We start from the raw sequence: 14,163 nt of genomic DNA, 5'->3' as shown, positions 1-14,163 counted from the left end.
TTTCAATCAAGCTGCACAGGTCAGACGAGTAGTCTGTTTTCGATCCGGCCCATATGCAGCATCAGGCCGAAACCCAATGTGCTCATGGTCAGTATACCCGCGCCCAGAGGCAGGATCGAACCGTCAAAGAGCAGACCGATTGGGCCAGCGATCAGCGCGGCCAGAACGGTTGAAACCGAACCGATCACCGAAGCCGCCATGCCCGCGATATGGCCCATCGGTTCCATCGCGATGGCGTTGAGGTTGCCCATGGTCATTCCGGCCATGAAGAACACCGCTGTCTGCCAACTGACGAATAGCGCAAAGGACAGGTTGGCCGACAGGTCGAACGAATTCAGCAGCAGTACGGATGAGGTGAACAGAATCTGACCGCCCAGCCCCCAAGTCACCAACCGCCGCATGCCCAGACGCACAACAAGGGTCGCATTCAGCAAACTGGCCGAGCCCGACATCAGTGCCACAAAGCCGAACCAGAAGGGAAAGCTGTGGGCGCTGTTGTGGATCTCGTCATAGACCTGCTGGACCATGGTCAACATGGTAAACAGCATGCCAAGGCACAGGGTCTGCACCATGATTGACAGGCGCACCGTGGGGTGGCTGAACATCTCGCGGGCGGCATCCAGCATTAGCGGCAAGCGCAAGGGGCGGCGGTTTTCGGGCGTCAGCGACTCGGGCAGACGCAGGCCCATCCATATGATGGTGATCAGCGAAAACAGCATGAAGGAGACAAAGACCGCGCGCCAACCGGCCAAGGCGATCACGCCGGCGCCCATCATGGGCGCAATGGCCGGGACCAAAGTGAAAATCATCATGGCGATGGAGACGATCCGCGCCATCTCGCGCCCGGAATAGAGATCGCGGATTATGGCCATGGCGACCACACGCGGCGCGGCGCTGCCGACACCTTGCAGAACGCGGGCCAGCAGCAGCATTTCCAGCGAAGAACTTGCCCATGCGGCGGCAGCGGCAAGGATATAAAGGGCCGAGCCTACATAGATTACAGGTTTGCGCCCGAAAGCGTCCGACAACGGGCCGGTGAAAAAGGTGCCGATACCCATACCCAGCACAAAGGATGTCAGGATCAGTTGCGCCTTGTTGGTGTCATCGGGGCTAAGCTGTGCGCCGATATCGGGCAGCGCAGGCAATATCGAATCGATGGAAAACGCAATTGTTGCAAACATCATTGCGACAAGTGCGACGAACTCTCCGCGAGACATGCGACTGGCCATGGTGCCCTCCTGACCCGTTCGCGCTATCACGCGCGGTCAGGGGGCGCCAGTCATGCCAATGCACACAGACCTGTGCTAATTTGCAGGGGAGGCCTCAAGTTGAGACATGATGTCCGCGATCACGCGCTCCCACATCTCGGGCGGCTGCGCACCGGGAACGGCGTGCTGGTTGGCCACGATGAAGGTCGGGACCGAGTTCACGCCCATTTGGCGCGAGTGGCTGTCGCGGTTGCTGATATCCGAACGGTCTGCGTCTGACTTCAACAGTTTCAACACTACGGCGGCGTCCATGCCGATGCTGTCTGCAATATCGCCAAGAACCTCATGGTCTCCGATATCGCGCGCCTGGACGAAATAGGCGTCGAACAGGGCGTCCACGGCCTCGGTTTGCTTGCCCTCGATCCCGGCCCAATGGATCAGGCGGTGCGCGTCCAGCGTATTTGGGGTGCGCTTCATGCCTTCGAAGTCGATCTTCAGCCCGGCATTCTCGGCATGTTCGACCACCGGCGCATAGGCCCGCACGGCGCCTTCTTTGCCGCCGAATTTACGCTCCAGATATTCACGACGATCCATGCCGTTATCAGGCATGTCGGGGTTCAGCTGAAACGGGTGCCATTCGATGACAAAGGGGTGGTCGGGGATCGCGGCCAGCGCTTTGTCCAGATGGGTCTTGCCGATATAGCACCACGGGCAAATCGGGTCGGACATGATATCAAGCTTGACGGTCTGGGTCATTGTTGGCTCGCCTTGAAGTAGGCCGGAAGCGCCCGGCGCAGGAGTTTGCCGTTCCCACCGGTCGGCAGTTCGGGCAGATAGATAAAGGCGCGCGGTTGCTTGTAGCGCGCCAGATTTGCTTCCACATAGGTGCGCAGGTCCGCCTCGTCCAGTTCTTCCGGCCCGGTATAGAAAGCGGCGATCAGAAAAGTGTCCTGTTTGACCTCAACCGCTGCCGCTCCGACCTGCGCGATGCCTGGGTATTGCGACAGCACCGCTTCGACCTCAATCGGTGAGACCCGATAGCCGCCCGCGTTCATCATGTCATCGTCGCGCCCCAGATAAGTGATCTGGCCGTCAACGGCCATCGCCCCCTGATCTCCGGTTAAAAACCAGTCGCCCTGCATTCGCGCCTGCGCCTCGTCCGGGGCGTTCAGATAGGTCAGCATCAGGCCGGGGTCCGAACGGTGGATGGCGATGATGCCTGCCTGACCCCGCGGTGCAGGGCCGTCGGGCCCCAGAATCGCAACGCGACGACCGGGTTGCGGTTGTCCCAATGACTCTCCCCGTGCCGGATGGTTAGGGCTGGAGGAGATGAAGGTCGAACATTCGGACATACCGTAAGCTTCGAACAGCTCGGTTCCCGTGGCGCGCATCCAGGCATGGTGCAGCGTAGGCGACAGCTTTTCCCCGGCGCACAATCCATGGCGCAAATCGGGCAGGTGCAGGTCATCACGGGACGATACGATCTTGCGGAACACCCCCGGAGCGGCGGCAAAGATCGTGGCTTGGTGGTCGCGCAGCAAGCCGGGCAGGGCGGTCAGATCGGTGCCCGGTTCTGGGATCAGCGCCGTGGCACCGATTGTCCAGGGATCCATCAACCCGGTGCCCAGCGTATAGGTCCAGTTGAAGGCGCCCGCGTGGCACAACCGGTCATCTTCGCGCAACCCGTACCAGCCATCGACCATCATCTGCCGCGCCCAGATCGCTCGATGGGCATGGGCAACGGCGCGGGGTTTGCCCGAAGTGCCAGAGGTGTAGACGACATAAGCCAAACGCTCGGGGTCGCCCATCTGGACTGTGGCGGGTGCGAGGTCCCGCATCATGATCAGGTCGGACAAGGAAACTTGAACCGGATGAGGAGCACAAGCCACCGATGGGTCACGCAGCACAGCCGCTGGTTTCAGATCCTGAATGATTTTCGTCGTTTCTGGCTCGGTCAGTTGAGACGAGGTTGGAACGGGGACAATCCCCACCGCAATTGCGCCCAGATACGCAATCGGAAAATCAACCGTGTTTCCCAACCGCATCAACGCGATATCACCCGGGAACAGACCCGCCTGCAGCAAGCCGGCGCCTGTGCCCAGTATGGCGCGTTTCAACGCGGCATAAGTCCAATGTTGCGCGCCCTGCGCACCCAGCACTGACAAAGCGGTCTTTTCCGCAAAATCATCCGCGTGACGCAACACATGCGCAGCCAAATTGAATGGTACGGGGCAAGCTGGTGGCGGGCCTTGATCGAAGACAGACATCATGGACCTTGGCTAACGTGACGTCTGACGCGTTGCAAGCAGGACGGGCTGGCCCTATAGAAAAACGCATGAGCACCCGAGAGCAGACATCGCTGATCCGCATCGCGCGGGAATCCGGAGACCATACCGAGCTTGAGCCGTTGGATCTGGGCGCCCGTGTCCGCGAATTGCGCAAAGCACGCAACTGGACGCTGGAACAGGCGGCCACGCAGGCAGGGCTGGCGCGTTCGACGCTCAGCAAGATCGAAAACGGTCAGATGTCGCCCACCTATGACGCGCTGAAGAAGCTGGCGGTTGGGCTTGAGATCTCGGTGCCGCAGTTGTTCACGCCCCCGCAACGCGAGCAGGTGATCGGGCGGATGTCTGTCACCCGGATGGGTCAGGGTGCGGCACATGCGACCGCGACTTACGAACATGAGTTGCTGGCGGAAACACTGACCAAGAAACAGATGCTGCCCTATCGTGCGCGCGTACGGGCCCGCTCGATGGACGAGTTCGAGGGCTGGGTACGCCATGATGGTGAAGAGTTCCTGTATGTCCTGACCGGCGTCGTGCGGCTGTATACGGAATTCTATGAACCGGTTGAGATGCGTCGCGGTGATAGCGCCTATTACGACGGCAGCATGGGCCACAACGTCGTGTCTGTCAGCGATGAGGACGCAACGATCCTGTGGGTAACATCACTTACGTAAAGTGCTGCTGAATTCCCGGTTCAGACCTTCTGTGAACAGAAAATCCTCTAGCTCTTCATGGGCTTCGTTTACGGTCAGTTGGTGCCGCTCGGCCAGATAGGCTTCGAACCCTTTGCGATCCTTGCCCAGCTTTGGCTTATCCTGATCGCGCAGGTTCGGAAACCGCCGTTTGGCGCGTGCATACATCGCATCCCAGTCTTGCGTCAGGTCAGTCCAGTTCAGCATGTGCAAGCTTTCCGGTTTCCAGGTTTCAAGGCTGCCCGGCCTATATTCAGGTTACGAAGCCCCTGCGCGACCCGTTGCATGACAAAATGTCGCACCTTGCGCTTGCGTATTTTCGGAATGGAAATGCCCGTTGCAGCCGCACCGCAACGGGCTGTCGGACCTAAGGTTGGAGTGAGTGGAGGCAGGTCCGTTTCTCAGACGCGCTGCGGGGTACGAAATTGGCTAAAGTTCAAGAATAAAAGCAAAAATCTTATCACACAGAGCGAAGTATAGGCCGAAGGCTAGCGGCAAAGATGTATTCGGTAAAGCTCTTTTTGAGACTGCGCCGATTTTGGACGAAAATTCGCGGACCCGCAGATTTTGTGGTAGTGAAAACAGTGACTACTCTATGTCGTCAGAAAACCGAATGTGCCAATTTTCGCCGACAGGCTGCGACGGGCGAGATCAGACCTTGGCTCGGAGGGCGGAATGGGGCGCGAAAGCGCCCCATTTGGGCTATTCTTCGAACCACCAGACCTGCGGCATGTATTCCGGCCCGTCCCCGTAAATCGGCAGAGTGTCGGGGAATTTTAGCTCTTTCGCGTGGGCGATGCGGCCAACGTCGAAATTCCAGATCGGGATGACATAGCGCCCGGCGGTCAGAACCCGGTCCAAGGCGCGGGTGGCGGCCACGAAATCCTCGCGGCTTTCCGAGGCAAGCATGGCGTCGATCATCCCATCTACCGCAGGCGAGGCAACGCCCATCAGGTTACGCGTCCCCGGCGTGTCGGCGTTCTCGCTGCCCCAATAGAGCCGCTGTTCGTTGCCTGGAGACAGTGACAGTGCCCGGCGGAAGAAGGTCATGTCGAAGTCCAGCTCGGAAGTGCGACCCGTATATTGGGCGCTGTCGACCATCTCGGTCGTGACCTGAATACCCAGACGCTCCAGCGCGCGACTGTAAATCTCGATCGCCGTTTCGCTTTCGGTGTCACCCTGTTGCAGAAGGACGGTGAGGGTAAAGGCATCGCCAGCTGCATTGCGCAGCACGCCGTCCTGAATGGTCCAACCAGCCTCGGCCAGCAGAGCGGTGGCTTTGCGGATATTGGACCGGTTACGCGCTGATCCGTCACTTTCGGGTAGGCTGTAACCCTCAAGCACGCCAGGCGGCAACGTGTCTGCAAAGGGTTGCAGCAATTCAGCGACTCGGCCCGATGCTTCGCCTGGTTGCATGGCAAGATCCGAGCCCGAGAAATACGAGGTAATCCGGGGCTGTGCGCCACCCGTGATCGTGTCGTTGATGAATTCGAAGTTGAAGGCAAGGGTCAACGCCTCGCGCACACGCCAATCATCGAACGAGGCCTTGCGGGTATTGATGACAAAGCCTGTCATTCCCGAAGGTTTGCCATGCGGGATTTCAGTTTTGATCACGTCGCCACGCTGGATCGAGGGGAAGGTGTATTGCGTGTCCCACTTGTCGGCGTTGAATTCGCGCACGGCGGTCAGAGCACCGGCCTTGAAGGCCTCGAACAGGACCGTGCCGTCTCCGTAGAATTCGATCCGCATCTCATCCAAGTTCATGGTTCCGCGTCGGAACGGGATGTCCGCGCCCCAATAGTCCGGGTTCCGGCGCAGGGTGACATAGCGGCCGGCCTCATAGTCATCGATCACATAGGGGCCGGTGCCGACGGGGATGTCATGCAGGGTGGCGTCTGCGAAATCCTTGCCCTCCCACTGTGCCTTTTGAAGGATCGGGCGCAGACCGGCGATGAGCGCCAGCTCTCGGTCGGGGTCGTTAAAGGTGATCCGAACCGAGCGCGGGCCAGTCTGTTCGATACTGTCGATCTTGCCCCACAATCCGCGATATCGCAGGTGGCCTTCGGTGCCCAAAATCTCGTACGACCAGATCACATCTTCGACAGTCACCGGAGTTCCGTCTGAAAATTGGGCGTTTTCGCGCAGGGTGAATTCGACCCAAGAACGGTCTGGTGCTGTTTCAACCGATTCGGCCAACAACCCGTATAACGAGAATGGCTCATCCCAGGATCGCCCCATGAGGCTTTCATGGGTCCAAAATCGCAATTGCCAGGGTGGGGTGCCTTTTTGCACAAACGGGTTCAAACTGTTATAGCCGCCGGTATTTCCAAAAACGACTTTGCCGCCTTTTGGCGCGTCGGGATTCGCGTAAGGCAATGACACAAAATCCGGTGGTAGCGCGGGCGCGCCATACATAGCTATGCCATGAGCCGATTCTGCGTTAGCGATAGCACTGCTCAAAAGCAGGGTGATTCCCGTGATCACAGAGCGAATGGGGCGGAGAATATTGGGGCGCATTTTGGAAACAATCCTGCTCTGGCCTTATTTTGTTGGGATTCATCGTACCGATGATTTTTCTTATTTTCAAACTTTTAGCTTGGACGGAGGCGTGGAATTGCTTATAAAGGGTGCACTGCTCGATAGGTTTCTTGCCTGTATGAAACCTGCCTCAATAACTTAACGCCCGCTTCGTGCGGGCGTTTTTTTTGTGCAGATTTTTGGCGCTGTTTCGTGCTTTTGTCATTCGCCGTTTTCTTTGCAGGTGCAGCATGGCACTGTGGCTGAAATTCGGTTTTCGAGGGAGAGCGACCATGAGCCTTTCGGGCAAGACGGCAATTATCACAGGGTCAAATTCAGGTATTGGATTGGGTATCGCACGCGAGTTGGCGAAGGCCGGGGCGGATGTGGTGTTGAACTCGTTCACCGACCGCGACGAGGATCACGCGCTGGCTGCCGAGATCTCGGATCAGACGGGAACAAACGCACGCTATGTCAAGGCCGATATGTCTAAAGGCGACGAATGCCGGGCGCTGATCGAGACCGTGGGCGTATGCGATATTCTGGTCAACAATGCGGGTATTCAGCATGTGGCGCCGATTGATCAGTTCCCAGTCGACAAATGGGATGCGATCATTGCGATCAACATGAACTCGGCTTTTCACACTACGGCCGCCGCTTTGCCGATGATGCGCAAGGCCGGGTGGGGGCGTGTGGTCAACATCGCCTCTGCCCATGGTTTGACGGCGTCGCCCTACAAGGCGGCCTATATCGCAGCCAAGCACGGTTTAGTGGGTATGACCAAGTCCGTGGCGCTGGAGACGGCACAAGAGCCGATTACCTGCAATGCCATTTGTCCGGGCTACGTGTTGACCCCGCTGGTCGAGGCGCAAATTCCCAATACGATGAAGGAATATGACATGAGTCGCGATGACGTGATCAAGAACGTCATGCTGGAGCGGCAACCGTCGAAAGAATTTGCCACGGTTGAGCAGTTGGGAGGCACAACGGTGTTTTTGTGCTCGGACGCTGCAGCGCAAATCACCGGCACGACGATTTCCGTGGATGGCGGTTGGACGGCGTTGTGAGACTGCGTGGGGGCTTGGCCCCCACACCCCCGAGGTATTTTTGAACAGAAGAAGGGGTGAGCGTTGTGAAGAGGATCAATCTGGCCCTGCAGGGTGGTGGTGCACATGGGGCGTTTACCTGGGGTGTGCTGGACCGGATTTTGGACGAAGAGGATATCGAGGTCGCTGCGATCACTGGGACTTCGGCCGGGGCTTTGAATGGTGCCGCGTACAAGTCAGGAATGGTTCGGGATGGGCGCGATGGGGCGCGTGCCAACCTGAACGGGCTTTGGGCGCGTATGGGGGCCGTGGGCGACATGCGGTTGGCCAATTGGATGCAGGCCGTTGAGCCTGCTCCGGTCGCGCAGGCGATGGAGTATTCCTTGCCGTTTTCCGTGGGGGATACGTGGTCGCGGTTGGTGTCGCCTTATGCATACGGGCCGTTCTACAAGAACCCGTTGGAGTCGGTGATTGATCGCTTCAACTTTGATGAGGTCTGTGCGGATCTGGGACCAGCCCTGTTTGTGTGTGCGACCTGTGTGCGCAGTGGCAAGATCCGAGTGTTTACGGGGGACGAGATTTCGACCGATGCGATTTTGGCTTCGGCCTGTTTGCCGACCTTGTTTCAGGCGGTGGAGATTTTCGATCCAAAAACGGGGCGGACTGAGGCCTATTGGGACGGTGGGTATACCGGCAATCCGGCGCTTTACCCTTTGTTTGACAGGGGTTTGCCCGATGATGTTGTGATCGTGAATATCAATCCTCTGGAGCGGGACGAGGTGCCGAAGACCCCGCAGCAAATCCAGAATCGGGTGAATGAGATCAGTTTCAACTCGTCCCTGTTTCGGGAGTTGCGAGCGATCAGTTTCGTACAGCGTCTGTTGGCCGAGGGCAAGTTGCAGGCGGGTGAGATGAGCCGCGTGTTGGTGCATATGATCGCGGATGATGAGCTGATGAATGATCTTTCCGTGGCGACCAAGACGGTGCCGAACCCGGTCATCCTACATAAGCTTAAAGAGGCTGGGCGTCAGGCTGCTAATCGGTTTCTGACCGATCACAAGGCGGATTTGGGCCAGCAAAGCACTGTCAACCTGCCGGAGATGTTCGGCTGATCACTCGGGCGGCTGGGTCGGGTCTTTTTCGTTCGGGTAGACCAGACCGGCTGAAATGACCAGTTTGGCGGCGTCCTCAATGGACATGTCCAGCAGGATCACGTCCTCTTCAGGGAAAAACAGCAAGAAACCGGAGGTCGGGTTCGGTGTTGTGGGCACGAAGACGCTGAGCAGTGCACCGCCGGTTTCGGCACGGTCGCTGACCTCGCCCCGCGCGGTGGTCGAGACAAAGCCGATAGCCCAGATACCACGGCGGGGATATTGGATGAGACAGGCTTTTTCAAACGACCGTTCGGTTTGCGCGAAAACCGTTTCCGAGATCTGTTTGATCCCGGAATAGACCGACCGAACCACTGGCATCCGATTCACGACGCTTTCGCCGAAATGGATCAGCGACCGGCCCAGAATGCCTTTGGCGATCCAGCCGACGATCACCGTGAAGATCAGGAATATCACCACGCCGACGCCGCGCAGATTGATTCCTACATACTGTTCCGGGTGAAATTGCTGCGGCACAAGCGGCAGAACGGCGCTGTCGATCCAGCCAACCACGGACCAGATCAGCCAGACGGTTAGCCAGACCGGCGCAATGACAACGATGCCCGTCAGAAATGACGCGCGCAGCCGGGAAAACAGGCCCGGTCCGCGGTGAGGTTCTTCGTCAAAGGGCGTGTTCATTGCGGTCCTGAGTGATTTGCCGATTTAGTTAAGCAGTCCGGGGCCTTGGTACAATAGCTTTGCTCACTCGGACAGGGCGCGGGCGATTCTGGCGGCCAATTTTGCGTTATTTCTAACCAATGCGATGTTTGCGGTCAGTGAACGCCCCTCGGTCTGTTCATAGATGCGCTGCAGCAGGTAAGGGGTGACACCTTTGCCGGTGATCCGGTGCGCGTCGGCGTCCGCTTGGGCGGAGGCGATGATCGGGGCCAGTTCTTGCGCCGGGATTTGGTCTTCGGCGGGGATCGGGTTAGCCACGAGTTGCCCGCCGGGCAGCCCAAGGGCGCGGCGTGTCGCATGGGCCTTGGCGATATCTGTGGCGTTATCCATGCGCAGGGGGGCCGCATAAGGCGATTGCGCCGACCAGAAGGCGGGGAACGCGTCCTGACCATAAGCGATGACGGGCACGCCTAGCGTCTCTAGCACTTCAAGCGTTTTCGCAAGATCAAGGATCGCTTTGGCGCCTGCGGCCACAACCGTCACCGGGGTTTGCGCCAATTCGTGCAGGTCCGCCGAGATATCGAACGAGGTCTCGGCCCCTTGATGCACACCGCCGATGCCGCCGGTGGCAAAGACCTCGATCCCAGCGTGATGCGCGGCGATCATGGTGGCTGCGACGGTGGTGGCACCGGTCCCGCCAGTGGCCATGCAAGCGGCCATGTCCGCACGGGACAGTTTGGCGACGCCCTGCGCTTGACCCAGCGCCTTCAACTGATCGGCCTCAAGCCCCACATGCAGCTTGCCGTCGATCACCGCCATAGTGGCGGGCACGGCGCCTGCGTCGCGGATATCCTGTTCCACCTGCGCCGCGACCTCGATGTTCTGAGGGTAGGGCATCCCGTGGGTGATGATGGTGCTTTCCAGCGCAACGATGGGTTGGCCTGCGTCTTTGGCGGCGCGGACCTCGGCCGAGTAGTGGATGTCGATCACAGTGGGGTTTCTCCGGAAACGTAAGTGGCGGCGGCGTGCAAGGCGCGGGTCAGGGCAGCGTCGGGGGCGGCCCCGGCGGCCTCGGACGCGATATGCGCCGCCATGAAAGTGTCGCCCGCGCCGGTTACGCGTGTCACCAGAACGGACGGGGGTGTTTGGGTCAGAATCTCATCTGCAGTGCCCACGGTGGCCGAGTTGCCGCCATCTGTGACCAGCACTCGCAAGGCGCCGCGATCCAGCAAACCTTTGGCGGCGGACTCGGAATCGGTGAACTCGCGCTGACACAGGAGCCCTGCCTCTTCGAGGTTCACATAAAGCGTCGCGCGGGCGTGTTTGAGGAAGGGCAACAGGCGCTCGGCCTTACCGGGTGAGGCAGGGGCCACGCGCAGATCGGCTTTTGAAAAGGCCGGGCTTTGGGCGATTTCTTCCAGCAAAGTTAGCGTCAGGTTGCCATCCAATGCGATGGGGCCTTCGAACGGTGTGTTCTCGTAGCCCAACGGTCCGTGCATCAGCGGGCGTAGGATTTTGGCCCCAGCAGCCTCAAGCGAATGCGCGTCGGCGATGGCGGCGATCAGACCATTGGCACCTTCGACAGCCATATAGCGGTCGGTCGGCAAATCCTGCGAGCGGTAGACGTGATCCGTGACCATGCCCAGCCGTGCGCAGGCATTGACCAGTTCGTCGCCTTCAGGGTCGCGGCCAATTGCGGTCAGCAGTGTAGGCGTCATACCGAACCGCACCAGTGTCATGGCGATGTTCATGGCCACGCCGCCGGGCAGGCGGGTGATCCGACCCGGCACGTCTGACCCCTGCCGCATGGCGCTGGCAGACCGCCCGATCACGTCCCAAAGGACCGAGCCGATACACAGTATTTCGCTAGTCTGAGTCATGCCCGTGTCATGCCGCAGCGTCACGGCAGGTGCAAGGGATAACGCTCACATCGCGTCGGTCAGGGCTTTCAGCGCGGCAACAGGATCGTCCTGCGACCAGATCTCGTCGCCAATGCCAAAGAAATCGGTGTGCGGCGACAGTTCGCGGATCAGGTCGGGAGTCAAACCGCCTTCGGCCACAACCGGAACCTCGATCATTTCCGACCACCACTGGAACAGGTCTTTTTCTGCAATGGTGCCGTCGCCTAAGGCCGATGTGCCCACTGGGCCAAAGGCTACGTAGTCCGCGCCATGCTCGCCTGCGGTCATGCCGTCATGGCTGGAGGCCGCGCAAAAGCTGCCGACGATGGCATCCGCGCCCAGTTCTTTGCGCGCCGCCCGGACCGAGCGCGCACCGTCATCCAGATGCACCCCGTCCAGCCCTAGCCGCTGCGCCAGCAGGACATGGTTCGAGATCACGATCGCCACATCCCGTGCGTGCGCGACCTCGCGGCAGGCATCGGCGGCGCGGGCGATGGTGTCTTCGTCGCTACCCGCCAAGGCGAGGCGGATGCAGGCGATCTCGGTGCTGTCCAGCACGCGGCCCAACTGCTCGGGGAAGGTGCTCAGGGTGATCGTGGGCGGGGTGATCAGGTAAATCTGCGGCTGCTCGGGGGTGTCCATCGGCGCGTCCTTCGCTTTCAGTCTTTGGCGCGGTTTAGCGGATTGGGCCGGGGAAGCAATCTTTTTAGCCGGATATTGGCGCAATTGGCCGCCCGGACGGCTTGCCCTGCGCCAATGTGCCGATTACAGCAGGCGGAACTTTCGGAGACAGCCATGCCCAGCGACAAATCCCAGCCTTCCTTTGTGCTCGTGCGCCCTCAGATGGGCGAAAACATCGGTGCTGCCGCGCGGGCGATGTGGAATTTTGGGCTGGACCGGATGCGGATTGTTGCCCCGCGTGACGGTTGGCCGAACCCCAAGGCCGTAGCCATGTCCAGCGGGGCGGGGCGGTTGCTGGATGAGGCGCAGCTGTTTGACGATCTGGCCGGGTCGTTGGCTGACAGCACCTTTGTCTTCGCCACCACGGCACGCCAGCGCGGGTTGACCAAGCCGGTCTACAGCCCGGAACGCGCCATGCAGATCGCTGCCGAAAAGGTCGCAGCGGGTGAAAAAGTCGCCGTATTGTTCGGCCCTGAACGCGCGGGGCTTGAGAATGAAGATATCGCCAAGGCCAACGCCATCATCTCGGTACCGGTGAACCCCGAATATGCCTCGCTCAACCTCGGGCAATGCGTTTTGCTGACTGCTTATGAGTGGATGCGCCAAAGCGCCGATGTGGTGCATGAGGCCACTGATTTGGGCAAGGGCGATTGGGCGACAGGGATCGAGGTTGAAAAACTGGTCGAACATTACGAGGACCGGCTGGAGGAGGCGGGGTTTTTCTACCCGCCCGAAAAGGCCGAAGGGATGAAGACCAACCTGCGCAACCTGTGGTCGCGTATGCGGATGACGCGGGCGGACGTGCAGATGCTGCACGGGATCATGCGGCAGATGGTCCGCTGGAAGGACAAGGGCTAAGGCTGGACCTATCTTCCGCTTCACCCTAGCGTGCGACAAAACAAGGACATGAGGACAGCATGAGCGGCAAGCGCAGCATCTTCGAAGAGGTCTCGGGCGACCAGAAACAAGAGGCGGTTCAGCCCGGTATGATCGACCGTGGCCGGGGCGGCGCGCGCAAGGCAATCCGGGCGTGGCTGATGATGCTGTTCGCGCTGGTCGTGGTGATGATCGCTGTGGGTGGCCTGACGCGCCTGACCGATAGCGGGTTGTCGATTACTGAGTGGCGACCGATCACCGGGGCTATCCCGCCGATGTCCGAGACGGATTGGCAATCCGAGTTCGACAAGTACAAGGAAATCGACCAGTGGCGCATCCAGAACCAGTGGATGGAGCTGGACGATTTCAAATTCATCTACTGGTGGGAATGGGGTCATCGTCAGCTGGGCCGCGTGATCGGTCTGGTCTGGGCCATCGGGTTCTTTGGTTTCTTGGCCGCGCGGAAAATCCCTACGGGTTGGACTAGTAAGCTTTTGATCCCCGGTGTTCTGGGCGGAGTTCAGGGCGCTGTCGGTTGGTGGATGGTCGCTTCGGGCGTGACGCAGGGCGAGGGGATGACTGCCGTCGCCAGCTATCGCCTGGCCACTCATCTGGGTCTGGCCTTTGTGATCCTCGGGTTCCTTGCGTGGTACATCTTTGAGCTGGGCCGCGAGGAGCGTGACCTGATGCAGGCCCGCCGCGCGAAAGAGGCGAAGCTATTCTCGCTCTCGACCGGTTTGATGCATTTCGCATTCCTGCAAATTCTGATTGGCGCACTGGTCGCCGGGATAGACGCGGGGCGCTCTTATACCGACTGGCCTCTGATCGGCGGGCAGCTTTTGCCGCCCGATGCAACGATGCTAGAGCCGATGTGGAGGAACTTTTTCGAAAGCCCCGGTCTGGTGCAGTTCACTCACCGCTGTGCGGGCTATCTGCTGCTGATTTTCGGCTTCATCGTCTGGAGGCGCGGTGGCTCCAGCGCACATCCGCAGACGCGGTTTGCCTTTAACGCGGCTTTTGCAGCGCTGGCGCTGCAAGTGGTGATCGGGATTGTGACCGTGGTCTATGCTGCGCCGTGGCAGATCGCGATTGTCCATCAGTTCATGGCCGTGGTCGTCTGGACCCTGATCCTGCGCGCGCGTTTCCTGACCGCTTACCCAATCGCAACCTCGATCCGCGGAGTCTGAC

The 14,163-nt window shown here is 59.7% G+C and carries 14 protein-coding genes; 5 read left to right on the top strand and 9 right to left on the bottom strand.

All coding sequences use genetic code 11. The features are described from left to right. Window positions 1–20: 20 nt before the first annotated feature. From GOV79_RS03905 to GOV79_RS03895, 3 genes are all read right to left on the bottom strand, one after another. Window positions 21–1,229, bottom strand: a complete 1,209-nt coding sequence (locus GOV79_RS03905; protein ID WP_170788672.1) for a multidrug effflux MFS transporter — start codon at window positions 1,227–1,229, stop codon at window positions 21–23. A 75-nt stretch (window positions 1,230–1,304) separates the two neighbouring features. Beyond that, on the bottom strand, window positions 1,305–1,964 hold the full coding sequence (locus GOV79_RS03900) for a DsbA family oxidoreductase (RefSeq protein WP_170774296.1): 660 nt from the start codon (window positions 1,962–1,964) through the stop codon (window positions 1,305–1,307). After that, window positions 1,961–3,478: a class I adenylate-forming enzyme family protein gene (locus GOV79_RS03895; RefSeq protein WP_170788671.1), complete on the bottom strand. Its 1,518-nt coding sequence runs from the start codon at window positions 3,476–3,478 to the stop codon at window positions 1,961–1,963. Before GOV79_RS03895 ends, GOV79_RS03900 begins: the two co-directional genes overlap by 4 nt. Before the next feature lie 65 nt (window positions 3,479–3,543). Between GOV79_RS03895 and GOV79_RS03890 the strand changes: the two genes are divergently transcribed. Then, window positions 3,544–4,167 (top strand): helix-turn-helix domain-containing protein, encoded by a 624-nt coding sequence (locus GOV79_RS03890; protein WP_170788670.1) that lies wholly within the window; start codon window positions 3,544–3,546, stop codon window positions 4,165–4,167. On the opposite strand, the gene GOV79_RS03885 is transcribed toward GOV79_RS03890, so the two are convergent. Together GOV79_RS03885 and GOV79_RS03880 are read right to left on the bottom strand one after the other, a co-directional pair. Then, window positions 4,156–4,392: a hypothetical protein gene (locus tag GOV79_RS03885; protein WP_170774290.1), complete on the bottom strand. Its 237-nt coding sequence runs from the start codon at window positions 4,390–4,392 to the stop codon at window positions 4,156–4,158. The genes GOV79_RS03890 and GOV79_RS03885 overlap by 12 nt on opposite strands. A 495-nt stretch (window positions 4,393–4,887) precedes the next feature. After that, on the bottom strand, window positions 4,888–6,702 hold the full coding sequence (locus GOV79_RS03880; RefSeq protein ID WP_170788669.1) for an extracellular solute-binding protein: 1,815 nt from the start codon (window positions 6,700–6,702) through the stop codon (window positions 4,888–4,890). A 293-nt stretch (window positions 6,703–6,995) separates the two neighbouring features. Between GOV79_RS03880 and GOV79_RS03875 the strand changes: the two genes are divergently transcribed. After that, entirely contained in the window at window positions 6,996–7,769 is a 774-nt protein-coding gene (locus GOV79_RS03875; RefSeq protein WP_170788668.1) for a 3-hydroxybutyrate dehydrogenase, read from the top strand. 65 nt (window positions 7,770–7,834) lie between these two features. After that, entirely contained in the window at window positions 7,835–8,860 is a 1,026-nt protein-coding gene (locus tag GOV79_RS03870; RefSeq protein ID WP_170788979.1) for a patatin-like phospholipase family protein, read from the top strand. On the opposite strand, the gene GOV79_RS03865 is transcribed toward GOV79_RS03870, so the two are convergent. The 4 genes from GOV79_RS03865 to GOV79_RS03850 form a co-directional block, all read right to left on the bottom strand. Further along, a complete protein-coding gene (locus GOV79_RS03865; RefSeq protein WP_170774285.1) occupies window positions 8,861–9,538 on the bottom strand; it encodes a DUF502 domain-containing protein in 678 nt (225 codons plus the stop codon). It lies immediately after the preceding gene. A gap of 63 nt (window positions 9,539–9,601) precedes the next feature. Further along, complete coding sequence (locus tag GOV79_RS03860) at window positions 9,602–10,507, bottom strand: pseudouridine-5'-phosphate glycosidase (RefSeq protein WP_170788667.1); 906 nt, start codon at window positions 10,505–10,507, stop codon at window positions 9,602–9,604. After that, window positions 10,504–11,397, bottom strand: a complete 894-nt coding sequence (locus GOV79_RS03855) for a PfkB family carbohydrate kinase (RefSeq protein WP_170788666.1) — start codon at window positions 11,395–11,397, stop codon at window positions 10,504–10,506. The genes GOV79_RS03860 and GOV79_RS03855 overlap by 4 nt, the downstream gene beginning before the upstream one ends. A 45-nt stretch (window positions 11,398–11,442) precedes the next feature. Continuing rightward, complete coding sequence (locus tag GOV79_RS03850; protein WP_170788665.1) at window positions 11,443–12,060, bottom strand: thiamine phosphate synthase; 618 nt, start codon at window positions 12,058–12,060, stop codon at window positions 11,443–11,445. A 153-nt stretch (window positions 12,061–12,213) separates the two neighbouring features. Here GOV79_RS03850 and GOV79_RS03845 point away from each other — a divergent pair, with 153 nt between their 5' ends. Together GOV79_RS03845 and ctaA are read left to right on the top strand one after the other, a co-directional pair. After that, window positions 12,214–12,957, top strand: coding sequence for an RNA methyltransferase (locus GOV79_RS03845; RefSeq protein WP_170752876.1), 744 nt, complete (start codon window positions 12,214–12,216; stop codon window positions 12,955–12,957). Window positions 12,958–13,016: 59 nt separating this feature from the next. Then, complete coding sequence (ctaA, locus tag GOV79_RS03840; protein ID WP_170788664.1) at window positions 13,017–14,162, top strand: heme A synthase; 1,146 nt, start codon at window positions 13,017–13,019, stop codon at window positions 14,160–14,162. The last annotated feature ends 1 nt before the right edge of the window (window position 14,163 follow it).

Origin of the sequence: Ruegeria lacuscaerulensis (genome assembly GCF_013034745.1) — a bacterium.
Classification (GTDB): Bacteria; Pseudomonadota; Alphaproteobacteria; order Rhodobacterales; family Rhodobacteraceae; genus Ruegeria; species Ruegeria lacuscaerulensis_B.
The sequence above is the reverse complement of the archived record's forward strand: the minus strand, read 5'-3'. Positions and strand labels throughout refer to the sequence as shown.